Source organism: Nocardia anocheti (assembly GCF_029675105.1).
Taxonomy (GTDB): domain Bacteria; phylum Actinomycetota; class Actinomycetes; order Mycobacteriales; family Mycobacteriaceae; genus Nocardia.
This window is the reverse complement of the sequence record NZ_JAQQFV010000001.1, coordinates 122807-143766: the sequence shown is the minus strand read 5'-3', so window position 1 is coordinate 143766 and position 20960 is coordinate 122807. Positions and strand designations below refer to the sequence as shown.

The 20960-nt window shown below is 69.9% G+C and carries 21 protein-coding genes and 1 riboswitch; of the genes, 11 read left to right on the top strand and 10 right to left on the bottom strand.

What is annotated here, in order from left to right; all coding sequences use genetic code 11:
• Positions 1-3 precede the first annotated feature (3 nt).
• Both QC180_RS30290 and QC180_RS00755 read left to right on the top strand, forming a co-directional pair.
• Positions 4-345, top strand: coding sequence for a DUF6228 family protein (locus QC180_RS30290; RefSeq protein ID WP_474646369.1), 342 nt, complete (start codon positions 4-6; stop codon positions 343-345).
• Positions 332-1135 (top strand): HEAT repeat domain-containing protein, encoded by an 804-nt coding sequence (locus QC180_RS00755; protein ID WP_278260588.1) that lies wholly within the window; start codon positions 332-334, stop codon positions 1133-1135. The genes QC180_RS30290 and QC180_RS00755 overlap by 14 nt, the downstream gene beginning before the upstream one ends.
• Before the next feature lie 93 nt (positions 1136-1228).
• On the opposite strand, the gene QC180_RS00750 is transcribed toward QC180_RS00755, so the two are convergent.
• The gene (locus QC180_RS00750) at positions 1229-2098 is read right to left on the bottom strand and encodes an alpha/beta hydrolase (RefSeq protein ID WP_278260587.1); all 870 of its coding nucleotides are present in this window, start codon (positions 2096-2098) and stop codon (positions 1229-1231) included.
• 75 nt (positions 2099-2173) lie between these two features.
• Between QC180_RS00750 and QC180_RS00745 the strand changes: the two genes are divergently transcribed.
• Positions 2174-2503, top strand: coding sequence for a winged helix-turn-helix transcriptional regulator (locus QC180_RS00745; protein ID WP_278260586.1), 330 nt, complete (start codon positions 2174-2176; stop codon positions 2501-2503).
• A 3-nt stretch (positions 2504-2506) separates the two neighbouring features.
• On the opposite strand, the gene QC180_RS00740 is transcribed toward QC180_RS00745, so the two are convergent.
• Positions 2507-3337, bottom strand: coding sequence for an alpha/beta fold hydrolase (locus tag QC180_RS00740; RefSeq protein WP_278260585.1), 831 nt, complete (start codon positions 3335-3337; stop codon positions 2507-2509).
• 143 nt (positions 3338-3480) lie between these two features.
• On the bottom strand, positions 3481-4569 hold the full coding sequence (locus tag QC180_RS00735) for an alpha/beta fold hydrolase (RefSeq protein ID WP_278260584.1): 1089 nt from the start codon (positions 4567-4569) through the stop codon (positions 3481-3483).
• 205 nt (positions 4570-4774) lie between these two features.
• On the opposite strand from QC180_RS00735, the gene QC180_RS00730 reads away from it, so the two are divergent.
• Positions 4775-5239 (top strand): DUF2752 domain-containing protein, encoded by a 465-nt coding sequence (locus QC180_RS00730; protein ID WP_278260583.1) that lies wholly within the window; start codon positions 4775-4777, stop codon positions 5237-5239.
• 38 nt (positions 5240-5277) lie between these two features.
• The gene (locus QC180_RS00725; RefSeq protein ID WP_278260582.1) at positions 5278-5463 is read left to right on the top strand and encodes a hypothetical protein; all 186 of its coding nucleotides are present in this window, start codon (positions 5278-5280) and stop codon (positions 5461-5463) included.
• Here QC180_RS00725 and QC180_RS00720 read toward each other — a convergent pair.
• The 3 genes from QC180_RS00720 to QC180_RS00710 form a co-directional block, all read right to left on the bottom strand.
• Positions 5448-6803 carry a M1 family metallopeptidase gene (locus QC180_RS00720; protein ID WP_278260581.1) on the bottom strand — a complete coding sequence of 452 codons (1356 nt, stop codon included), beginning with the start codon at positions 6801-6803 and terminating at the stop codon, positions 5448-5450. The genes QC180_RS00725 and QC180_RS00720 overlap by 16 nt on opposite strands.
• Positions 6803-10717: a Pls/PosA family non-ribosomal peptide synthetase gene (locus tag QC180_RS00715; RefSeq protein WP_278260580.1), complete on the bottom strand. Its 3915-nt coding sequence runs from the start codon at positions 10715-10717 to the stop codon at positions 6803-6805. The genes QC180_RS00720 and QC180_RS00715 overlap by 1 nt, the downstream gene beginning before the upstream one ends.
• A gap of 152 nt (positions 10718-10869) precedes the next feature.
• Entirely contained in the window at positions 10870-11304 is a 435-nt protein-coding gene (locus QC180_RS00710) for a MarR family winged helix-turn-helix transcriptional regulator (protein ID WP_278260579.1), read from the bottom strand.
• A gap of 193 nt (positions 11305-11497) precedes the next feature.
• A riboswitch (SAM riboswitch) is annotated at positions 11498-11612 on the top strand.
• Between the two features lie 48 nt (positions 11613-11660).
• Between QC180_RS00710 and QC180_RS00705 the strand changes: the two genes are divergently transcribed.
• The gene (locus QC180_RS00705) at positions 11661-12977 is read left to right on the top strand and encodes an aminotransferase class V-fold PLP-dependent enzyme (RefSeq protein WP_278260578.1); all 1317 of its coding nucleotides are present in this window, start codon (positions 11661-11663) and stop codon (positions 12975-12977) included.
• A 168-nt stretch (positions 12978-13145) separates the two neighbouring features.
• Positions 13146-13706: an excalibur calcium-binding domain-containing protein gene (locus QC180_RS00700; protein ID WP_278260577.1), complete on the top strand. Its 561-nt coding sequence runs from the start codon at positions 13146-13148 to the stop codon at positions 13704-13706.
• Between the two features lie 113 nt (positions 13707-13819).
• On the opposite strand, the gene QC180_RS00695 is transcribed toward QC180_RS00700, so the two are convergent.
• The 3 genes from QC180_RS00695 to QC180_RS00685 form a co-directional block, all read right to left on the bottom strand.
• Positions 13820-14188: a hypothetical protein gene (locus QC180_RS00695; protein WP_278260576.1), complete on the bottom strand. Its 369-nt coding sequence runs from the start codon at positions 14186-14188 to the stop codon at positions 13820-13822.
• Positions 14189-14203: 15 nt separating this feature from the next.
• Complete coding sequence (locus QC180_RS00690; protein WP_278261164.1) at positions 14204-14671, bottom strand: flavin reductase family protein; 468 nt, start codon at positions 14669-14671, stop codon at positions 14204-14206.
• Between the two features lie 365 nt (positions 14672-15036).
• A complete protein-coding gene (locus tag QC180_RS00685; RefSeq protein WP_278260575.1) occupies positions 15037-15513 on the bottom strand; it encodes a YbaK/EbsC family protein in 477 nt (158 codons plus the stop codon).
• 105 nt (positions 15514-15618) lie between these two features.
• Here QC180_RS00685 and QC180_RS00680 point away from each other — a divergent pair, with 105 nt between their 5' ends.
• The 3 genes from QC180_RS00680 (at position 15619) to QC180_RS00670 (ending at position 18700) form a co-directional block, all read left to right on the top strand.
• Positions 15619-16440: a crotonase/enoyl-CoA hydratase family protein gene (locus QC180_RS00680; protein ID WP_278260574.1), complete on the top strand. Its 822-nt coding sequence runs from the start codon at positions 15619-15621 to the stop codon at positions 16438-16440.
• An 89-nt stretch (positions 16441-16529) separates the two neighbouring features.
• Positions 16530-17027, top strand: a complete 498-nt coding sequence (locus QC180_RS00675) for a MarR family winged helix-turn-helix transcriptional regulator (RefSeq protein WP_278260573.1) — start codon at positions 16530-16532, stop codon at positions 17025-17027.
• Positions 17024-18700, top strand: coding sequence for an MDR family MFS transporter (locus QC180_RS00670; protein WP_278260572.1), 1677 nt, complete (start codon positions 17024-17026; stop codon positions 18698-18700). The genes QC180_RS00675 and QC180_RS00670 overlap by 4 nt, the downstream gene beginning before the upstream one ends.
• Positions 18701-18760: 60 nt before the next feature.
• Here QC180_RS00670 and QC180_RS00665 read toward each other — a convergent pair whose 3' ends face one another.
• A complete protein-coding gene (locus QC180_RS00665; RefSeq protein WP_278260571.1) occupies positions 18761-19249 on the bottom strand; it encodes an inorganic diphosphatase in 489 nt (162 codons plus the stop codon).
• Positions 19250-19457: 208 nt separating this feature from the next.
• On the opposite strand from QC180_RS00665, the gene QC180_RS00660 reads away from it, so the two are divergent.
• Entirely contained in the window at positions 19458-20960 is a 1503-nt protein-coding gene (locus QC180_RS00660) for a D-alanyl-D-alanine carboxypeptidase/D-alanyl-D-alanine-endopeptidase (protein WP_278260570.1), read from the top strand.

The following is a 20960-nucleotide window of genomic DNA, read 5'->3' as shown; positions in this document are numbered from 1 at the left end:
GCGGTGAGTGACTGTGACTGCGGCCAGGATGTGGGCGTGTCCTTGGGTACGGCGGTTGGGGGGACGTGGGTTCGGTTGGGGAATTGGGTTGATCCTTGGGGGGATGGGTCGGTTCGGGTTTGTGTGGAGGTTGGGGGGCCTGGGTTGTGTGCGACTGTGCATGACGTGACGTTGGGTGTGATGGGGGAGGGGGATCTGGGGGTGTTCTTCGGTGGGTTGGCTGGGGATTTCGGGGGGTGGGAGGGGGTGCGGGTTTGGGAGAGTGTGGATCGGGATGTGCGGGTCGAGGAGATGGGGCGGTGGGCTGGGGAGTTGGCCGTATCGTTGCGGGGTGGACTCAGCTGATGTGCGACTTCTTCGGGATGGTGATCTCGAGACCCGCGAGGAGAACCTGCGGGTGCTGCTCGAGCGGGCGGGGGAGGGGGACGGGGCGGCGAAGGACACGTTGCGGGTGCTCGTTCGCGACTATCGCGCCTATCATCGGGCGCTCTACAGCCGGGCGTTGAATCGGGCGGCGGTGTTCGGGGACGCGTCGTTGGCGCCGTCGCTGCTAGACGCGCTCGCCGACACCCGGTACAACTGCCAGGCGTGGGCCGCGATGGGATGTGCGGCGCTGGGGGTGCGGGAGGCGGTGCCGGGGTTGGTGGCGATGCTGGACCATTCGCAGCAGATCGCGCGGGAGCAGGCGGTGATCGCGCTGGGGGAGCTGGGGGACGAGTCGGTGGTTCCGGCGTTGGTGCCGCTGCTGCGGGATTCGGAGACCTGGATGCGGGAGCGGGCTGCCGAGGCGCTCGGGTTGATCGGTGGGGAGGCGGCGCTGGCCGCGCTGTGGGAGGAGTTCGAGAACCGGCGGTACTTCCGGATCGGCTACATCTCCAGTGCGCTGGCCAGGTTCGCGCCGGACGTCATCCCCCGGTTGTGCGCCGCGGCGCAGAGCGATGATCCGGACCAGCGGTATTGGGCGGCGGTCGCGCTCGGGTCGACCGGTGACGATCGCGCGGTGCCGACCTTGGAGCGGCTGATGGCCGAGGACAGGGGGTCGACGGTGTTCGACGGGATGGTGAGTGTGGCCGCGAAGAAGGGGCTGCGCACTCTGCGGCGTATCCAGGCCGCCATCGCGGCGCGCGAATCCTGACTCTGCTCCGTACGGGCGTAACACCCTGTGGGGGAACAGGAGTCGTGACTGGGCAGGGGCAACCCCGAACCGGTTGCCCTGCGGGATGGCGGTCTATCCGAGGATGGAGCGGAACAGGTCGACGGCGAATTCTGTTGCGGGAGTGATGAGTCGCGGGTCGTCGTAGAAGTCGATCTGGCCGGTGGATTCGAGCCAGAGTTCGGACTTCGGCGTGGCGACATTCGCGAAGAACTTGCGGGCCAGCGTCGGGGCCAGGGCGTGTTCGGAGTGGATCATGGCGAAGGGGACGGTGAGTCGGGGCGCGGCCGATTGGGCGTCGAAAAGGCTGGTGTAGGCCAGGGATTGGACGGCGAAGGCGTTGGTGTAGTTGGCTACGGCGCCGCGTGGGGTGCCGTAGTACTCGTAGGCTTCGGTCAGGGGCATGGCCACGTCGCCGTTGTCGGGGGCTACGGCGGGAATGGTCGCGGCGGTACCGGTTTCGTGCCAGCGGGTCTCGGCGGTGCGGCCGCGGGCGAGGGCGTAGGCGTCGGCGGGGAACTGGGCGGTGTCGGAGTAGTAGCCCGCGACGGCGGCGAAGGCGCGGAGGCGGGGGTCATCGGCGACGGCCCGGGCCATGTAGCCAGCGCCCGCGCAGATGCCGAGGGCGACGACGGGCAGGTCGCGGGTGCGTTCATCGGCGGACAGGGCGGTGATCGCGTGGCGGATGTCGTCGACCTTGCCCAGCGGGTTCTCGAACTGGCGCGGCTCGCCCTCGCTTTCGCCGAAGGTGCGGTGGTCGAAGGACAGGGCGGCGAAGCCGTGGTCGGCGAGGGTGCGGGCGTAGGCACCGGTGGCCTGTTCCTTGACCGAGGTCAGCGGGCCGGTGGTGACGACGGCGGCGACGGGATCGGCAGGGAGGAAGAGGTTCCCGGTGAGGCGATCGGTGCCGCTGGTGAAGGTGAACGGGACTGGGACGACTGTCATACTCGGCGACAGTAGGCCGATTCGTCGGACCGCGATAGAAGGCACTTTTCGGTGCCCATCGCAGAAGGAGCGCACGTGGCACTGGTGATTCCGGACGTGCTGGAGGAGTCGTGCGCGACCCGGCGTGCGCTGGAACGGCTGGCGGCGAAGTGGCGGATCCTGGTGATCTACGCGCTGCTCGACGGGCCACAACGTCACGCCCGCCTGCGCACGCGACTGCCGGGCATCACCCAGAAGGTGCTCACCGAGACGCTGCGCGGGATGGAAGCCGACGGGCTCGTGCTGCGACATGTCGTGCGGGCCGACGCGCCCCAGCACATCGAGTACGAGCTCACCGAGTTGGGGAAGTCGCTGGAGGTTCCGCTCGCGGCGATCTGCGCGTGGGCGCTCGCGCACGAGGGCTGATGATTACGGGGTGAGGGTCGCGCGCAGGATGTCGTCGATTTCTTCCGGGGGTGTTTCCAGCATCGCGAGGTGGCCCGCGGTGGGGAGGCCGAGGTAGGGGATGCCGAGGCGGCGGGCGAGTTCGCGGCCCGCTTTCGCGGAGAGCACCTTGTTGCGTTCGCCCCAGACCATCTGAACGTTGATGTCGGCGAACACATCCGGTGACATCCGGTCGATGCGCTCGAACGGCACGGCCACGGCGGCGGCGATGCCCGCCATGGGCAGGAGGCGGCCCTTGTCGGTCCACAGGTCTCGCAACCGCTCCCTGGTCCCCGCGTTCGACGCCGCGACCTGGCCGGTGCCGGTTTGGGTCCACACGATCGCGTCGGCGAGCGGCTTCGGCAACGCGAGCGCGCGAAGCAGGCGGTGGGGGAAGACATTTCGTGCCGCCAGCCGGGCGAGCACGCCCAGCGGGGTCGGTGCGAGAGTGGCGGCGGTGGCGGGGTTGAACAGGACCATCGACCCGACGCTCGACGGGTTGCGCTCGGCGAACAGCAGCGAGACGGCGCTGCCCACGCAGTTGCCGACCAGATCGATCCGCTCGGCACCGATCTCGGCGACGAAGCCCTCGAGGATCTCGACGAGGCGATCGATGCTCGGCTCGGTCGTCAGCGGGGAGTCGCCGTAGCCGGGGAAGTCAAGGGCGTACGCGGTGAAACGGTCGTCGAGTCCGGCGATCGCCGGTTCCCAGATGAGCCGACTCGAACCCAGGTTGTGGAGGAAGATGACCACTCGCGCACCGGAGCCGCGCTGGGCGTAGTGGATCGACTCGCCGCCGTACTCGAACACCACCATGTGTCGAAGGCCTCTCGGTACCAGACCGGGTTACCTCGGTCACATATCGAGGGTAACGGAAAAGGCCCCCGACATGGTCGAGGGCCCTTCACGGGGTGCTCCTGAGCGATCGCCGTTGACCGGCTCAGGAGACCTGACTCGGGTCAGCGGGCGGCGACGTTGCGGCGGGTGGCCCGAGAGTTGGTGGCGGAGAGCAGGATCTGGCGCAGGACGGCGTCGAAGGCTTCGGTGTCTTCGATATTGCCGAGGTGTCCGTGCGGAAGGATGTGGAAGCCCGCGAGATGGCCGGTGCGGCGCAGGGTGTCGATGAGCGGGCGCGAGAGGCGCTGGGGGAGCAGACGGTCCTGGGCTCCGGCGATCACCGTGGTGGGCACGGTGAGGTTGGCGGTGCCCTCGGACAGGTTCATGTCGGCCATGGCGGCGGCGTGGCGGCCGCGCGCGATCGGGCGACAGGAACGGATGATGCCGATCGCGAAGTCGACCTCGTCGGCGGTGGCCTCGGGGGTGATGATGCGGTAGCGGAACACCTGCTCGGTGAGCCAGCCGCCGGGGATCGGCAGCGGCGCGAACAGCAGCGACTCGCTGATCGGCTGCGGCATCCGCACGGGCGCGCCGAGCACGGTGACCGGGTACTCACCGAAGGTGAGCTGCTTGTTCAGCACCGGCAGCATGTCGGTTTCCCAGCGGATGTCGGCATTGGCGGTATTGGCCAGCAGCACCGCCGACGCGCGCTCGGCGACCTGCTCGGGGTGGTGCTTGGCCCACGCCTGGATGGTGAGACCGCCCATGCTGTGACCGACGAGCACGGCCTTCTCGTCCGGACGCAGGGTGGCGTCGAGGACGCTGGCGAGGTCGTCGGCGAGGGTGTGCTCGCTGGGGGCGACGGTGCCGAGAGTCGACTCGCCGTGGCCGCGCTGGTCGTAGCTGACCACGCGGTATTCCCCGGCGAAGGCGCTGATCTGCGGGTTCCAGTACTCGATGCTGCACGCCCAGCCGTGGATGAGGACCAGGGTGGGGGCGGTATCGGGGCCGTAGACGTGTACCCGCAGGTTCGCGCCGTCGGCGGTGGTGACCGGAACCACCTCGGGGGCGACGGTGGGGGCGTTGAGCCTCGCCGTCGCGAAACTGCGGTTCCGCAGCGCGGCACGGTACTGGGCGGTCAGGGCGCCGGTCTCTACGTGCGAGACCAGGTTTCGCGCTGCCGCGAGCGTCTTCATCGACTTCGCAAGCATGTCGGCACTCCTTTGTGTCGTAGGCCACCGTACAGTGCAAGCACGCGCGCTAGCTAGTGTTAGCGGGTCACAGTGTCCCATTTGTTGTCGACTGGGTCACGGCGGGCGAAGACACTGTGAAATCGCACGAAAACACCGGAAAGTTACGGCGTGGCGGAAATTGTCACGCTGGCGGTGGGCAACAGGCGCCGCTACCGTGTTGAGGGTGGACATCTCGCACGTCACCGCAGGTTTTTCCGGCGCCGGTCAGGAGCTTGACACCGCGCGCCCGCTGTGGCGACGGCTGGCTCCGCCGCTGATCGCCGCGGGAGTCGGGGTGGGCACGCTGGTATTGCTGCACGTGCGCGACCCGCATGTCGAGGGGTCCTATGGTCTGTGCCCGGTCTACGCGCTGACCGGGGTGTATTGCCCTGGCTGCGGCGGTATGCGCTCGATCCACAATCTGACAGACGGCCGGATCGTCGACGCGTTGCAGAGCAATCTGCTGGCGGTGGCGCTGGTGGTGGCGTTCGCGGTGTTCGTCCTCGACTGGCTGAACCGGGCCCGGCGCGGGCTGCGCTGGCGGCTACCGGGCCTGAGCGCGGTGACGGTGTGGACGTTCTTCGGCCTGCTCGCGGTCTACTCCGTGTTGCGCAACACGCCGTGGGGAACCTGGCTGGCTCCCGTCTGATACTGGAAACCGCGCCGGAGGCCAGGCACTGTGGAGGTATGCGCGATTCACTGAAGGATCGAGTCCGGCAGAAGTTGCTGCGTCAGCTCGCCGAGGACGGCCCCGACCCCGAGCGCGACGATTCCCGCAGCATCTCGGTGTCCGACGATCTCGAGGCCCTGGAGATGGTGCCCTCCGACGATCCGCTGGTCGAGGAGCTGGCCCAGCGCTATCTGGTGTTCTGATGCGCCTGCCCGCCCAGCGGCGGTAGCTGCGGGAGCGGCTTGGTACCCAGCCACAGCGCGAACAGCGACCGCAGCGGCGCCACGCTGTAATGACCTGCCAGGTCGACGAATTCCTCGGTGGTGACCGTGGCGTGGCGGTAGCGCGCGGTCCACTCCCGGATCAGTTGGAAGAACAGGTGGTCGCGTAGTTCCAGGCGCAGGGCGTGCAGGGTGAGGGCGCCGCGTTTGTAGACGCGGTCGTCGAACATGTCCTTGGGGCCCGGATCGCCGACGACGATGTCCTGGGGCTGACGGGCCAGATTGGCGCGCGCGGCCCTGGCCAGCTGGTCGGCGCTGGGCCCGCCCGCGGCCTCCGACCAGATCCATTCCGCGTAACAGGCGAAGCCCTCGTGCAGCCAGATGTCGCTCCAGCGCTTCAGCGTGAGGCTGTTGCCGAACCACTGGTGGGCCAGTTCGTGGGCGACCAGACGCTCCGAACCGCGCCTGCCGTCACAGTGATTGGCGCCGAAGATGGAGATGCCCTGCGCCTCGATCGGGATGTCGAGCTCGTCCTCGGTGACGACCACGGTGTAGTTGTCGAACGGATACGGTCCGAACCGCTCGGTGAACAGCGCCATCATCTCGGGCTGCCGCGCGAAATCGTGCTCGAAGTTCGCGCGCAGCCGGGGCGGGACCACGGCCTGCATCGGCACCGGTTCGCCGGGCGTGCCGACGCGGTACTTGCGGTAGTTGCCGATCTGGACGGTGGCCAGGTAACTCGCCATCGGCTCGGCCATCTCGTAGACCCAGGTGGTCTGGCTGGCCTTGGCCTGCTTGCTGATCAGGGTGCCGTTGGCCAGCGCGAGGAACGGGCTGTCGGTGGTGATCGAGAGCCGGTAGGACGCTTTGGAACTGGGGTGATCGTCGCAGGGGAACCAGGAGGCGGCGCCGTTGGGCTGGCTGGCCACCAGCGCGCCCTCGGTGAGCTCCTCCCAGCCGACCTCGCCCCACGGCCCGCGCACCGGCTTGGGCGTGCCCGCGTAGTGCACGGTGATCTCCAGGACCCCGCCCGCGGGGATCTTCTGCTGCGGGGTGACGGCCAGCTTGCCCTGCTGATGCGCGAACTTGGCCGCCTTCGACCCGTTGACCAGCACTTTCGACACCGTCAACGCCTGCGACAGGTCCAGCGTGAACCAGGTGCGCACGGCCGTGGTGACCGCGATGACCACCGCCCGCCCGGCCAGCCGGTTGCTGGCGGGCCGGTAGCTCAGGTCCAGCTCGTAGCGCGAGACCCGGTAGCCGCGGTTGCCGTTCTGCGGCAGGTAGGGGTCGATCGGGTCCTCGTAGAACTTGCTCCGCATCAGGCGGCTCCGCGCTGCCTCGACTCCACGGTCGAGACGGGGCCGGTCCACGGCGCGATGGGGTTGCCCCACCAGCGCGTCGAGGGCGGGACGACATCGCCGCGCATGACCAGCGACGCGGGACCGATGGTGGCGCCCGCGCCGATGTGGGCGGCGGGCAGGGCGACGCAGTGCGGGCCGAGGGTGGCTCCGGCGTCGAGGGTCACGGTGTCCATGGACATGATCCGGTCGTGGAACAGGTGGGTCTGCACCACGCAGCCGCGTTCCACCGTCGCGCCGTCACCGAGTGTCACCAGGTCCGCCTCCGGTAGCCAATAGGACTCGCACCATACCCCGCGCCCGATCCTGGCGCCGAGTCCGCGCAGCCACAGATTCATCACGGGAGTACCCGTCGCGGCGCGCGCGAACCAGGGCGCCGCGACGGTCTCCACGAAGGCGTCGGAGACCTCGTTGCGCCAGACGAACGAGCTCCACAGCGGATGCTCCACCGCGCGAATCCGCCCGACCAGCAACCACTTCGCGGCCACCGCCAGCGCACCGGCCAGCGCGCCCGCCGCCATCAGCACCAGGCCGGAAGCCAGCGCGGCGACGAGGTAGTCGGAGTGCTGGGCGATGAGCGCGAGGACGAACAGCACGCCGAGCCCGATCGCGAAGGTGACCATCACCGGGATCAGGCGGCAGGTCTCCACGACGGCGCGGGCCAGCTTGAGCCGCAGCGGCGGATCGAAGGTGCGCGAGGTGTCGCTGGACTCGGCCGCCCGGCGCAGCCGCACCGGCGGACTGCCCAGCCACGACGAGCCCGCCTTGGCCTTGCTCGGCGCCGCCGAGAGCACCGCGACCAGGCCGTTCTTGGGCACCCGGCGACCGGGCGCGGTCATGCCGGAGTTGCCGAGGAAGGCGCGCTTGCCGACCTTGGCCTCGCCGATGCGCAGCCAGCCGCCGCCGAGTTCGTAGGAGGCGATCATGGTGTCGTCGGCCAGGAAGGCGCCGTCGGCGACCACGGTGAACTTGGGCAGCAGCAGCACCGTCGACGCCTCGACGTTCTTGCCGATCCGCGCGCCCAGCAGGCGCAACCACAGCGGGGTGAGCAGGCTGGCGTAGAGCGGGAACAGGAAGGTGCGGGCCGAGTCGAGCAGGCGTTCGGTGGCCCAGACCTGCCAGCCGGTGCGGCTGCGCACGGGGTGGTAGCCCTCGCGCAGGCCGATGCCGAGCAGGCGCACGGCGAGCACGGTGGCGGCGGCGTAGACGAACAGACTGAGCAGCGTGGCGACCGGCAGGATGGCGAAACCGCGCAGGGCGGCGGCGCCGATGGTGGTCTCCTCGCGGACCCACCAGGCGATGAAGGTGCCGCCGACGGCGAGCCCGAACACGGGCATGGCGGCCAGCACCATCGAGGACACCCCGAACACCAGCAGCCAGTGCCGGGCGCGCTCGGGCGCGTGATCGGGCCAGCGGCGCGGTGCCTTGCCGGTCTTCGCGGCGGGCGAGCCCGCCCATTCCTGCTCGGCCTTCACCTTGCCCGAGACGGCCGAGCCGGGCGCGATCTCGGCCTTCTTGCCGATCTTGCTACCCGGCAACAGGATCGAGCGGGCGCCGATCACCGCGCCCTCGCCGATGGTGATGCCACCGATGTGCACCTGATCGCCGTCGACCCAGTAGCCCGACAGGTCGACCTCGGGTTCCACGCTGGCACCGTCACCGAGTTCGAGCATGCCGGTGACCGGGGGCAGGGTGTGCAGGTCGACGCCCTTGCCGATCTTGGCGCCCAGCGCGCGGGCGAACGGGACCATCAGCGGTGCGCCGGACAGGCTTTCGGCGCCACTGGCCTCGGACAGCCGCACCGCCGCCCACAGCCGCAGGTGCACCCACGAGCCGCGCGGGTAGGTGCCGGGGCGCAGGCCCGCGAGCAGCACGCGGGCACCGGCGACACACAGCGTCATCCGGCCCAGCGGGGAGATGAACAGCACGAACGCCAGCGCGATCCACCACCACGACAGGCGCGGCAGCCACGGCAGCGAGCCCGACCAGCCCGCGATGGCGGACACGACGGTGAGCCAGGTGACCCATTGCAGGCCGGTCAGGGTGGTCAGCGGGATGGTGGCCAGGACCTGGGTGATCTGGGCGCGCAACGGGGTCGGGGTGACGACGCGTTCTTCGACGGCGTCGACCGGGGCACTGCCGTCGAGCAGTGCGACCAGCGAGCCCAGGCGCGGGTGGTCGTAGAGGTCGGCCACGGTGACGTGCGGATACCGTTCGCGCAGCGCGCCGACCAGCTGCGCCGCCGAGAGCGAGCCGCCGCCGACATCGAAGAAATCGGTGTCAGGACCGGTGACCTCGGCGCCGAGGATGGCGTCCCACAGCCCGGCCACCCAGGCGGCGGTGCCGTGCAGGCCGTGCTCGGCGGCGTCCTCCGAGCTGGGCAGCGGCCAGGGCAGGGCGTCGCGGTCGACCTTGCCGGAGGTGCGGGTCGGCAGGTCGGCGACGAGCGCCAGGCGCGGGACCAGCGGGGCCGGGAGTTGTTCGGCCAGAATCTCTCTGGCCTTCTTCAGGTCGTAGCCGGGGGCGGCGCCGGTGAGGTAGCCGACGAGGATCTTGTTGCCCGCCTTGGTGGTTCGGATGGCGGCGGCCGCGCCGCTCACGCCGGGCAGATGTTGCAGCGCGTTGTCGAGTTCGCCGAGTTCGATGCGGCGGCCGCCGATCTTGATCTGATCGTCGGCGCGGCCGAGGAAGATCAGGCCCTCGTGGTCGTTGCGCACCAGATCGCCACTGCGATAGGCGCGTTCCCAGCCGAGCGAGGGCATGGGCGCGTATTTCTCGGCGTCCTTGGCCGGATCGAGGTAGCGGGCCAGGCCGACGCCGCCGATGACAAGTTCTCCCGTCTCGCCCTCGGGGACGGGGTTTCCCTGCGGGTCGACCACCGCGAGGTCCCAGCCGTCCAGCGGCAGGCCGATGCGCACGGGCATGGTGCCGTCGAGCTGGGCGGCGCACGCCACGACGGTGGCCTCGGTGGGGCCGTAGGTGTTCCACACCTCGCGCTCGGCGCCCGCGAGCCGTTCGGCCAGCTCCGGCGGCACCGCCTCGCCGCCGAAGATCAACAGCCGCACCGATTCCAGCGCCTCGGCGGGCCAGGTGGCGGCCAGGGTGGGGACCGTGGAGACGATGGTGATCGCGCGGCGCATGAGCCACGGGCCCAGGTCGGCGCCGGTGCGGACGAGATCGCGCGGCGCGGGGACCAGGCAGGCGCCGTGGCGCCAGGCCAGCCACATCTCCTCGCAGGAGGCGTCGAAGGCCACCGACAGCCCGGCCAGCACACGGTCGCCGGGGCCGATCGGCTTGCGCGGCAAGAACAGTCGCGCCTCGGCGTCGACGAAGGCGGCGGCATTGCGGTGGGTCACCGCGACACCCTTCGGGGTGCCGGTGGAGCCGGAGGTGAAGATGATCCAGGCGTCGTCGGCGGGGGAGGGCAGGGTGTCCCAGTGCGCGTCGCCGGTGGCGGTGGTGGCCGACTCGAGGCCGTCACCGGTGGCGATCGCGCTGACGCGGGCCTCGCCGAAGACCAGCTTCGCGCGTTCCTCGGGGTCGTCGGCGTCGACGGGGACGTAGGCGGCGCCGCAGTAGAGCACCGCCAGGATGGTGACGTAGAGCGCGGCCGAGCCGGAGGGCATCCGTACGCCGACCCGGTCGCCCGGACGCACGCCCGCCGCGGTGAGTTCGGCCATCCTGGCCTCCACGGCGGCGACCAGTTCCAGGTAGCTCAGCACGACGGTGCCGTCGTCGATCGCGGGCGCGTCGGGGTGGGCGAGCGCGGTGCTGGTCAGGATGTCGACCAGGGTGCGCGGCGCGGCCGCGAGATCGGCGCGCAGCAGCGGGTCGCGGAGCAGTTCTGCTCCGAATTCGGTGTGTGGCTCGAGCATCGCGCCGCGTCCACCTCTCATCGGTTGACCCCCATCGGTGTCTGTTGTTTCACGGTCGGGTTACCGGAGGGCAAACGGGATGGTCACCAGATGCCAACGGTACTCGCCGGACGGTGTGCCGGACCGGTGCGCGGCCGGTGCCGCGCCGGTGCTCACGTGGACGGATCCGCCTCGTCGCCGAGGGCTGTCACGACGAGCCGGTGCAGGGTGGCCTGCTCGTCGGCGTCGAGCCGGGCCAGCACGCGGGCGGTGGCCTCGGCGATCAGCTTGTCGGTGCGCTTACAGCGTTTGCGGCCCGCGTCGGTGATGCGCAGCCGGTACTTGCGGCGGTCGGTGCCGTCGCGGGTGCGCTCCACCAGGCCAGCGCCCTCCAGCGCGTCGACCAGGCGGACCACTTCGCTGCGATCGATCCCCAGCGCCTCCCCGACCTTCTTCTGCGTCAGGTCGGCGTTCTCGGCGATGAAGGTGAGCACCCAGTGGTCACGCAGCGGGAGATCGATCCCGGCCTGCAGGGCCTTGGTGAGTCGAGCGAGCGCGTACACCGGATAGCGCGGCAGGCCGCGGACGGCGTTCGAGTTCGAGGACATGGCGGCCACTCTAACAAATAGTGGGGAAACTCAATCATTTGGCTGTTCCATCGTGGAGTCGTGCGATGGTCGGCGTCGGGGCAATTCGGGGGCAATCGTGTGTCGCGGTGGCGCGCCCGGTCGGGTGGTGGTTCGTCGAGCGGCGGAATTCGGTGGTTGACAGCTCCAGCGGTCGTCTGTCACTCTCGTTGCAGGTCACGAGTACCAGCGACAAGCCCCGGCTAGCTGGTCGGCAACCCTCCTCCGCGGTGGGGTGCTCCGGGTGACGACCTGGCCGCCGTCCGCAGTGGGCGCGGCAAGCGCGGACTCGGAGCATCCCCCTCGGGAACGAGTCCCTGAGCCGACGGGATTTCGTGATGACCGCAGTAATCGACCCCACCTGTGCCCTGGCCGCCGTGTCCGGTGCCGATCTCCAGGTGCCGCTCGTGCAGGGCGGAACCAGCACCTACGCCAACTTCGACTACGCGGCGAGCGCCCCGGCGTTGCGGCAGGTCACCGACCGGATTTCGCAGCTGCTGCCGTACTACGCCAGCGTGCACCGCGGCGCGGGCTACGCCTCGCGGATCTCCACCGAGTGCTACGAGGCGTCGCGCGGTGCTGTCGCCCGGTTCCTCGACGCCGACGACGACCAGGTGGTGGTGTTCACCCGCAACACCACCGATTCGCTGAACCTGCTGGCCGGGTGCGTGCCCGGCGAGACCGTGGTGCTCGACATCGAACACCACGCCAACTTCCTGCCGTGGACCGCGCACGGACGCCGGGTGGTCCAGGCCGCCGACACCGTCGAGGAGACGATCCGGCGGGTCGTCGCGGAACTGTGCAGCAAGCCCGCCGCGCTGCTGGCGATCACCGGGGCCTCGAATGTCACCGGCGAGGTGCTGCCGCTGGAACGGCTGGCCACCATCGCGCACCTGTGCGGCGCGCGCATCCTCGTCGACGCGGCCCAGCTCGCGCCGCATCGCCGGATCTCGTTGCGCGAGAGCGGCGTCGACTACCTGGCCTTCTCCGGACACAAGCTCTACGCGCCCTTCGGCGCCGGGGTGCTGGTCGGGCGCCGCGACTGGCTGGACGCGGGCGAGCCGTATCTGGCCGGTGGTGGCGCGGTGCGGTCGGTGGGTGTGGACGAGGTGGAGTGGGCCGCCGCGCCGCAGCGGCACGAGGCCGGATCGCCGAATGTGTTGGGCGCGGCCGCCATCGCCGCCGCCTGTGATGCGTTGGCCGCCATCGACCCGACCGAACTCGTCGCGCACGAACGTTTCCTGGCCGATCGACTGCGCGACGGGTTGCGTGCGATCCCCGGTGTTTCGCTGGTCGGCATCTGGTCCGACAGTGCGGATTCCGTCGGGATCGTCGCGTTCACCGTCGCGGGATACGCCCCCGGTCAGGTCGCGGCCTACCTCTCCGCCGAACACGCCATCGGTGTGCGTGACGGCCGCTTCTGCGCTCATCCTCTGCTGGCTCGCCTCGGCCTCGACGCCGCCCTGCGCGCCAGCATCGGCCTCGGCACCACCCCCGCCGATGTCGATCGGCTGATCACCGCCGTCGCCAGCCTGGTCACCGAGGGCCCCACCTGGGACTATGCCGCCACCGACGGCCTCTGGAACCCCACCCCCGAAACCCGGCCCCTCACCCCCGATTCCCCCGCAGGCGCCGCCCCTTGCCTGATCGGCTGAGTCGGGATCGCTACGGTCGGGTCGTCGCTGGCCCGGCCGTGGCCTGAGCTTCCAGCAGCGGCCAGTCGATGTGGTCGAGAATGTTTGACGAGCCGATTCGGTGGGTAACGGCATTCCGGCAGGTCGCGATGAGCCCCGAAACAACGCTCGGATTCGTTAGGGGACACAGTGACACGACCGACCCAGCCGCCCGATCCGTGGGCCCGTCCGCCCAGGCCACAGGACAAGAAGCGCCGGTGGCCGTTGATCGCGGGGATCGGAGTCGCCGGTGTCGTGGGTCTGGCCGCGATCGGTGGACTCGCCGACGACGGCGCGGAAACGAAGGCCTCGCCCACGACCACCCGCGTCGTCGACACCTCGACCACCACCCGGGCATCGTCGACGACGACCGCACCACCGACCACCACCGCGACGCCGACCACCACCGCCACCGCGATCGCGACCGCGGTACCGACCACCACCCTCGACACCCCGGTGATCCCCATCGCACCGACGACCACCGCACCCCCGCCGCCGGTCGTCGTCCCGGCCCCTGTCACCCCGACCACCGTCGACCTACCAGCCCCACCCGCCGCCCTCGTCCCGGAACCCGAGGCGCCGTCGGCCTCCAGCGTCTACTGCAAGAACTGCAAGGCCGCGAAAGCCGCGGGCGCCGCCCCACTCCACCGAGGCGACCCCGGCTACCGCTCCGGCCTAGACGGTGACGGCGACGGCGTGGCCTGCGAATAGGCGGACGCGTCGTTCGCGACAACGACGATCTCGGGATCGGTGACGTAGTAGATCAGGCGACATCTGCGGTCGGGCATTTCCGGTTCGGCCGTAGGGCTGTGTCCTGGGCCGTCTCAGCGGGCAGCCGGATCGGGGTCGATCAGCGCTCCGGGAAGTGTTCGTCCGTTACGGGCGTCCGCTGCGGATTCGATGATGGCCGCACCGCCGTGGGTGGCGACGAGGTAATCGGTCAAGTCGTTCCGGCGGATCACGTCACCTGGTTGGACGTCGGCGGAGATCCTGTCGCAGAAGGTGAATGAGTACTCACCGGTGGGGGAGCGGTGGAAGCCGACGTGTTCGAGGGTTCCGTGGGTGATGGTCTGGCCGCTCCGGCGGAGTTCGACAGTGGCGCCGGACTCGAAGTCGCCGGTGAGGTGACCGATGACGTGGGGATTGGGTTGATAGCTGACGGGGAAGACGGCGGTGACGCGGAATTCGTCCATCGGTGCTCGTTCCGCTCAGGTGTCGAGGGCGGTGGGGCGGTGGTATTTGCCGTTGTAATAGAGGAGGGGGGCGGCGGAGGGGGACTCGTCGGTTTCGTCGTGGACTCGGGTGACCAAGGCGATGGCGATGGTGTGGTCGCCGATGTCGATGAGTTGGTGGAGGGTGGCGCGCAGCCAGATGGGGGTGCCGTGGAGGACGGGCTCGCCGGTGTCGAGGGCGGTCCACAGGGAGCGGTCGGTGAAGCGGTCGGCGGCGGTGCGGGAGAAGCGGTGGGCCAGGTGGTGCTGGTGTTCGCCCAGGAAATGGATGACCACCGAACCCGCCTCACGCAGGGCGGCGATGCTCGAGGAGGTGTGCGCGATGTTGAACGAGACCAGCGGGGGTGCCAGCGACAGGGACGCGAACGAGGTGGCGGTGAAGCCGACGGGGCCGTGCTCGGCACCCAGGGTCACCACGGTGACCCCGGCCGGATAGTGGCGCATCGACGCCCGGTACTGGTCGGCGGTGATCCCGCTCAGATCGTCGGGAATCACCAGTTCACCTGGATTCGGTCGCACACGACCACCGTACTGTGTTTGTTGGAGCGCTGGCGCGCTCGAGGTCGCGGCCCCTGGGGGCCGCCGGTCAGGCGCCGTTGCTTGCTCCTTCGTCGCCTACGCAACGGCGCCTGACCGGCGACCCGGCCGCGACCGGCGCTGCGCGCCGCCGCTCCTCGGGGTCGCGGGTGCGGGGCTGGGTTTGTTGGCGCGCTCAAGTCGCGGCCCCTAGGGGCGACCCGGCCGCTGCGCGGCGGATTCCTCCTCAGGGTCGGGATGTGCGGGGCTGGGAATGCGGTCGGGTGCGGTGTTCAGTCGAGGTCTAAGGGGAGGCCTGCGGTGATGCGGACGAGTTCTCGGAAGTTGGTGCGGAACACTGTGTTCGGGTGGCCGCCTGCGGCCCAGATTTCCTGGTGGGCGGCCAGGGCGGTGTCTACCCAGGTGGGGAGGTTGGTGGGGTGGCCTACGGGGGCGGTGCCGTCTATGGGTTGGCCGGTGATGCGTTCTACCAGGGCGGCGGGGGCGGGGGTGAGTGTGCCGTCTAGGCGTTTGCCGGTGCGTTTCAGGTCGACCTGGTGGTGTCCTGCTACCAGGAGCAGGACTGGGTCGTCGTCCAGGAGGAAGACCTGGCAGGTGGTGATGGCGGTGGGGTCGGCGCCGAGGGCGCGGGCGGCGTCGGCCGCGGTGGGGGTCGGCGTCTCGGGGGACACGATGACGCCGTGGTGCCCGCGGGCGATGAGCGTGTCGGCGACGCGGCATGCGACCGCCGGAAGAGACGACCTGCGCATACGTCCAGAGTAAGGCGATTGCGGGAAATATGCCGGGGGAGCGGGATTTTGGGGTTCGGGCAGGGGGCGCGGGGGAACTTGGCCCAGCGCCAATAGACTCGACACATGACTGAATGGCAAGCCTTCACCGTCGAGACCACCGACCATGTCGCGCAGGTCACCCTGATCGGGCCGGGCAAGGGCAATGCGATGGGACCGGATTTCTGGCGCGAGCTGCCGGAGATCTTCCGCGCGCTCGACGCCGACCCGCAGGTGCGGGCCGTGGTGCTCACGGGGGCGGGCAAGCACTTCTCCTTCGGCCTGGACCTGGCGGCCATGGGCGGCATGCTCGCGCCGGTGCTGGCCGACGACGCCAAGGCCGCGCCGCGCACCGAATTCCTCAAGGTCATCCGGAGTATGCAGGCCTCGGTGACGGCCGTGGCCGAGTGCGTCAAGCCGGTGATCGCGGCGGTCTCGGGCTGGTGCATCGGCGGTGGCCTGGATCTGATCGCGGCCGCCGATATCCGCCTGGCCAGCGAAGACGCCAAGTTCAGCCTGCGTGAGGCCAAGGTCGCGATCGTGGCCGACATCGGTTCGCTGCAGCGGCTGCCGGGCATCATCGGCGAGGGCAACCTGCGTGAGCTGGCCTACACGGCCAAGGACATCGACGCCGCGCGCGCCGAGCGCATCGGCCTGGTGAACGAGGTGTTCGCCGATCAGGACGCGGTGGTCGCGGCCGCGCACGCGATGGCGCGCGAGATCGCCGAGAACCCGCCGCTGGTGGTGCAGGGCATCAAGGACGTGCTCGAGCAGCGGACCAGCCCGGCGGTGGCCGAGGGCCTGCGCTACGTGTCGACCTGGAACGCGGCGTTCCTGCCGTCGAAGGACCTCACCGAGGCCATCACGGCGGTGTTCCAGAAGCGCGCCCCCGAGTTCAAGGGCGAGTAAAGGCAGTTCAAACGGTTGCCCCGGTGACCGTTCTGTCTACATACTTGCATCACACAACTAATTGATTGATGCAAGTAAAAGGTGAGGTAGTGAGTCAGAGCGAACCGGCGATCGACGTGATCGCCACCCAGCTCGTGCGGCTGCACCGGTTGCGCGATCGCGCGCTGGCGCAGGTCAAGGACCGTTCGGGGATCGACCCGGCGGGGTTCGTGGTGCTGTTCCGGCTGGTCTGTGACGGGCCGATGCGCTCGGGTGCGCTGGCCGAGGCCGTGCACTCGGACGCGTCGACGGTGAGCAGGCAGGTCGCCCAGCTGGTCGATCGGGGGCTGGTCATCCGGACCGCCGATCCCGACGACGGCCGCGCGACTGTGCTGGAAGTCACCACCAAGGGGCGCGAGGTGGCCGGCCGGATCCGGGCGCGCCGCCAGGAGAGCGTCGCCATCGTCACCGAGGAGTGGTCGACCGAGGACCGCGCGAGCTTCGCCGCGCTGCTGACCCGCTTCGTCGCGGACTACGACCGCGCCCGCCTCACCCTGCTCGCCCGCCCGACGGAGCCGAGCGCGACCTGTACGGAGAACAATTCGTGACCACGACGGCACCCCCGGTGGACTCACCCGCCGGTTTCACCCACCGCCAGATCCTGACCATCCTGTCCGGGCTCATGCTCGGCATGCTGCTGGCCTCGCTGGACCAGACGATCGTGTCGACCTCGATCCGCACCATCGCCGACGACCTGCACGGCTACTCGATGCAGGCCTGGGCGACCACGGCCTACCTGATCACCGCCACGATCAGCACCCCGCTCTACGGCAAGCTCTCGGACATGTTCGGCCGCAAGCCGTTCTTCCTCACCGCGATCGGGCTGTTCATCATCGGCTCGCTGCTGTGCACGCTGGCCACCTCGATGTACCAGCTGGCCGCGTTCCGCGCGTTCCAGGGCCTGGGCGCGGGTGGTCTGATGTCGCTGGCGCTGGCCATCATGGGTGACATCATCAGCCCCCGCGAACGCGCCCGCTACCAGGGCTATTTCCTGGCGGTGTTCGGGATCTCGAGTGTGCTCGGGCCGGTGCTGGGCGGCCTGCTGGCCGGTCAGGACAGCATCCTGGGCATCACTGGCTGGCGCTGGGTGTTCCTGGTCAACGTGCCGCTGGGCCTGCTGGCGCTGGTCGTGGTGACCCGCGTGCTGCACCTGCCGCGCAAGCCGCACGCCACCCACCGCATCGACTTCGGCGGCGCGCTGGTGCTGGCGATCGGGCTGGTGCCGCTGCTGATCGTGGCCGAGCAGGGCCGCGAATGGGGCTGGGGCAGTACCGCGTCGGTGATCTGCTACGTGATCGGCGTGCTCGGCCTGGTCGGGTTCGTCGCGGTGGAGAAGCTCATGGGTGACGCGGCGCTGATCCCGCTGCGGATCTTCGCCAACACCACCTTCGCCCTCGGCGTGGTGATCTCGTTCGTGGTCGGCGCGGCCATGTTCGGCGGGATGCTGCTGCTGCCGCAGTACCTGCAGGTGGTGCGGGGCGCCGGGCCGACCGAGGCGGGCCTGCAGATGCTGCCGTTGGTGCTCGGGCTGATGATCGGCTCGATCGTCTCGGGTCGGCTGATCTCCAAGACCGGCCGCTACCGGGCCTTCCCGGTGATCGGCGCGGTCATGCTCACCATGGGGCTGTTCCTGCTGCACCTGCTCGACGCCGCCAGCCCGCTGTGGTTGGCGATGATCTTCATGGCCTTCACCGGCTTCGGCCTGGGCAACCTGATGCAGCCGCTCACCCTGGCCCTGCAGAACGCGCTGCCGCCCAAGGACATGGGCGTCTCGACCGCCTCGGCGACGTTCTTCCGTCAGATCGGCGGCACCCTGGGCGCGGCGGTGTTCCTGTCGATCCTGTTCTCGCTGCTCACCCCCAACATCACCACCGAGATGCAGCAGGCGGCCAACGATCCGGCCTACCAGCAGGCCGTGGTCGCGGGCGCGCACAGCGACAACCCCGCCGACGCCGCGCTGGCCAAGGGCCTGCTCGCGCACGACACCTCGGCGGCCGGGCACGTGCTCGAGGACAGCTCGATCATCCAGCAGCTGGACCCGAAGCTGGCCGAGCCGTTCCAGGTGGGCTTCGCCGAGTCGATGTCGACGGTGTTCCTGGTGGCCGCGGCGGTCGCGGCGCTGGCGCTGCTGCTGGTGCTGTTCTGGAAGGAGGTCCCGCTGCGGATGCAGGGCGGCATCCAGGCGGCGGGTGAACCCAAGCCCGAGGCGGCTATCGTCTAGGACTACGAAAAACGGGAGGTCCGACGTCGGTCGGGCCTCCCGTTTCGTGTGGCTAGCGGCTCAGTGGCCGGATTCCTTCAGGCGGGTGAAGGACTCGTCGATGACCTTCTCGGCCTCGGCGCGGTCGAGCCACTCCGAACCCTGCACGAACTTGCCGGGCTCGAGATCCTTGTAGCGCTCGAAGAAGTGCTTGATCGCCGACAGCTCGAACTCCGAGACGTCGCCGAGCTCCTGCACGTGATCCCAGCGCGGGTCGCCCGCGGGCACGCACAGCACCTTGTCGTCGCCACCGGCCTCGTCGGTCATCCGGTACACGCCGATCGGGCGGGCCTCGACGATCACGCCGGGGAACACCGACTCGGGCAGCAGCACCAGCGCGTCCAGCGGATCGCCGTCCTCACCGAGGGTGTTCTCGATGAAGCCGTAGTCGGCCGGGTAGCCCATGGAGGTGTACAGGTACCGGTCGAGCTTGACCCGGCCGGTCTCGTGATCGACCTCGTACTTGTTCCGAGAACCCTTGGGGATCTCGATGGTGACGTCGAACTCCACGCCATCTCCTTGCTCGTTCGAGTGCTTCTGTAGCCGAATCGCCAGATCGTTCTGGGGAACCGTTGCGCAACGAGGATAGTGTGGTGTGCTGGAACACCGGTGCGGCAGGCGGCTCAGCGCGCGCAGTCGACGCGCGTCGGGCGAGACAGTCGAGGATCGGTGAGGCGTTGATGTCGAGGTTCGAGATTCCGGTCGGCCGGGTGGCCTGATGGATCAGCGCGGAGGGGGACAGCCGCCCTACGGCAGCGAGGCACCGACCGTGGTGCTGCAGCGCCGCCCCGAACAGGAGAAACCCGGTGGCAGACGGTCCCTGTGGATCTGGCTGTCGGCGGTGGTCGTCGCGGTGCTGGTGATCGCCGGTGGCTTCGCCGCGATCGCCAAGCCGTGGACGCCGGAGTTCCGCCATGGGGGCTTGACAGTGGCCGAGGCGCCGCGCGACGAACCGTCGCCCGCGCAGGTGACACCGGCCAGGTCGAACGCGCCAGCGCCCACCCCGGCCGGGCTGGCCGCCGCGCTCGCGCCGGTGGTCGGCAGCCCCGATCTCGGCTCGTTCGCCGGTCAGGTGACCGACGCGGCCAGCGGCACGGTGCTGTGGAGCCAGGACCCGACCAAAGCGATGATCCCGTCCTCGACGGCCAAGACCATGCTGGTCGCGGCCGCGCTGCTGACCCTGCCCGACGAGCAGCGGCTGGCGACGAAGGCCGTCACCGGGGCGCCCGGCGAGCTGGTGTTGGTGGCGGGCGGCGACCCGACCCTGACCACCCGCGCCGACGGCGGCTATTACACCGACGGGGCCCGCATCGCCGATCTGGCCGCCAAGGTCAAGGCGGCCGGGACCAAGGTGAGTTCCATCGTCGTGGACAACTCCGTCTATGCGGGGCCGACCATGGCCTCCGGCTGGGACCCGATCGACATTCCCGAGGGTTCCATCGCGCCGATCGAGCCGATCATGCTCGACGGTGGGCGCTTCGATCCGTCGGCCGACTACTCCCCGCGCAGCGCCACCCCGGCGCTCGACGCGGGTCGGGCGCTGGCCGCCGAACTCGGGGTCGATCCGGCCGCGGTGCGGGTCGGGCAGGCCGCGCAGCGCGGTGCCGAGATCGCCAGGGTGGAATCGGCGCCGCTGCGAGTCCGGCTGCACGACATGATGATCCACTCCGACAATGTGCTGGCCGAGGCGATCGGGCGCGAGTTGGCCATGGCGACCGGGCAGGAGGCGTCCTTCGCCGGTGCCGTCGCCGCGACCACCGCCGTGCTGAGCACCTCCGGATTCGACGTCAGCGGACTGCATCTGGCCGACAACAGCGGCCTTTCCGTGGACGACCGGGTGCCGCCGCGGCTGCTCGACTCCATCATCGCGACCGCCGCCCAGCCCACCGGCGACGCCGCCGTGGTCCCGGCGGGCACCCAGGCCAGGCCCGAAACCGACCCGCGCGCAGCGGCTCTCGCACCCCTTCTCGACGACCTGCCGGTGGCGGGCGGCACCGGCACGCTGGCGCCGCGCTTCGTCACCCAGAACCGGCAGGGCGCGGGCTGGGTGCGGGCCAAGACCGGAACTCTGAGTGTCGCGAGCGCGTTGGTGGGGTATGTGCTCGACCGCGACGGACGGGTGCTCACGTTCGCGCTGATGTCCAACGACAGGCTGCCGGAGGTGAGCAGGCCCGCCCTCGACGCGGTGGCGGGCGCCCTGCGCAACTGCGGTTGCTCCTGA

What these genes read in the sequence shown, in the direction of transcription:
- QC180_RS00705 (WP_278260578.1), top strand. Translation starts at nt 11,661, where the DNA reads ATGACCGCAGTAATCGACCCCACCTGTGCCCTGGCCGCCGTGTCCGGT.
- QC180_RS00695 (WP_278260576.1), bottom strand. Translation starts at nt 14,188, where the DNA reads ATGGACGAATTCCGCGTCACCGCCGTCTTCCCCGTCAGCTATCAACCC.
- QC180_RS00740 (WP_278260585.1), bottom strand. Translation starts at nt 3,337, where the DNA reads ATGGTGGTGTTCGAGTACGGCGGCGAGTCGATCCACTACGCCCAGCGC.
- QC180_RS00710 (WP_278260579.1), bottom strand. Translation starts at nt 11,304, where the DNA reads ATGTCCTCGAACTCGAACGCCGTCCGCGGCCTGCCGCGCTATCCGGTG.
- QC180_RS00690 (WP_278261164.1), bottom strand. Translation starts at nt 14,671, where the DNA reads ATGCGCCACTATCCGGCCGGGGTCACCGTGGTGACCCTGGGTGCCGAG.
- QC180_RS00715 (WP_278260580.1), bottom strand. Translation starts at nt 10,717, where the DNA reads ATGCTCGAGCCACACACCGAATTCGGAGCAGAACTGCTCCGCGACCCG.
- QC180_RS00660 (WP_278260570.1), top strand. Translation starts at nt 19,458, where the DNA reads ATGGATCAGCGCGGAGGGGGACAGCCGCCCTACGGCAGCGAGGCACCG.
- QC180_RS00735 (WP_278260584.1), bottom strand. Translation starts at nt 4,569, where the DNA reads ATGCTTGCGAAGTCGATGAAGACGCTCGCGGCAGCGCGAAACCTGGTC.
- QC180_RS00680 (WP_278260574.1), top strand. Translation starts at nt 15,619, where the DNA reads ATGACTGAATGGCAAGCCTTCACCGTCGAGACCACCGACCATGTCGCG.
- QC180_RS00750 (WP_278260587.1), bottom strand. Translation starts at nt 2,098, where the DNA reads ATGACAGTCGTCCCAGTCCCGTTCACCTTCACCAGCGGCACCGATCGC.
- QC180_RS00725 (WP_278260582.1), top strand. Translation starts at nt 5,278, where the DNA reads ATGCGCGATTCACTGAAGGATCGAGTCCGGCAGAAGTTGCTGCGTCAG.
- QC180_RS00685 (WP_278260575.1), bottom strand. Translation starts at nt 15,513, where the DNA reads ATGCGCAGGTCGTCTCTTCCGGCGGTCGCATGCCGCGTCGCCGACACG.
- QC180_RS00720 (WP_278260581.1), bottom strand. Translation starts at nt 6,803, where the DNA reads ATGCGGAGCAAGTTCTACGAGGACCCGATCGACCCCTACCTGCCGCAG.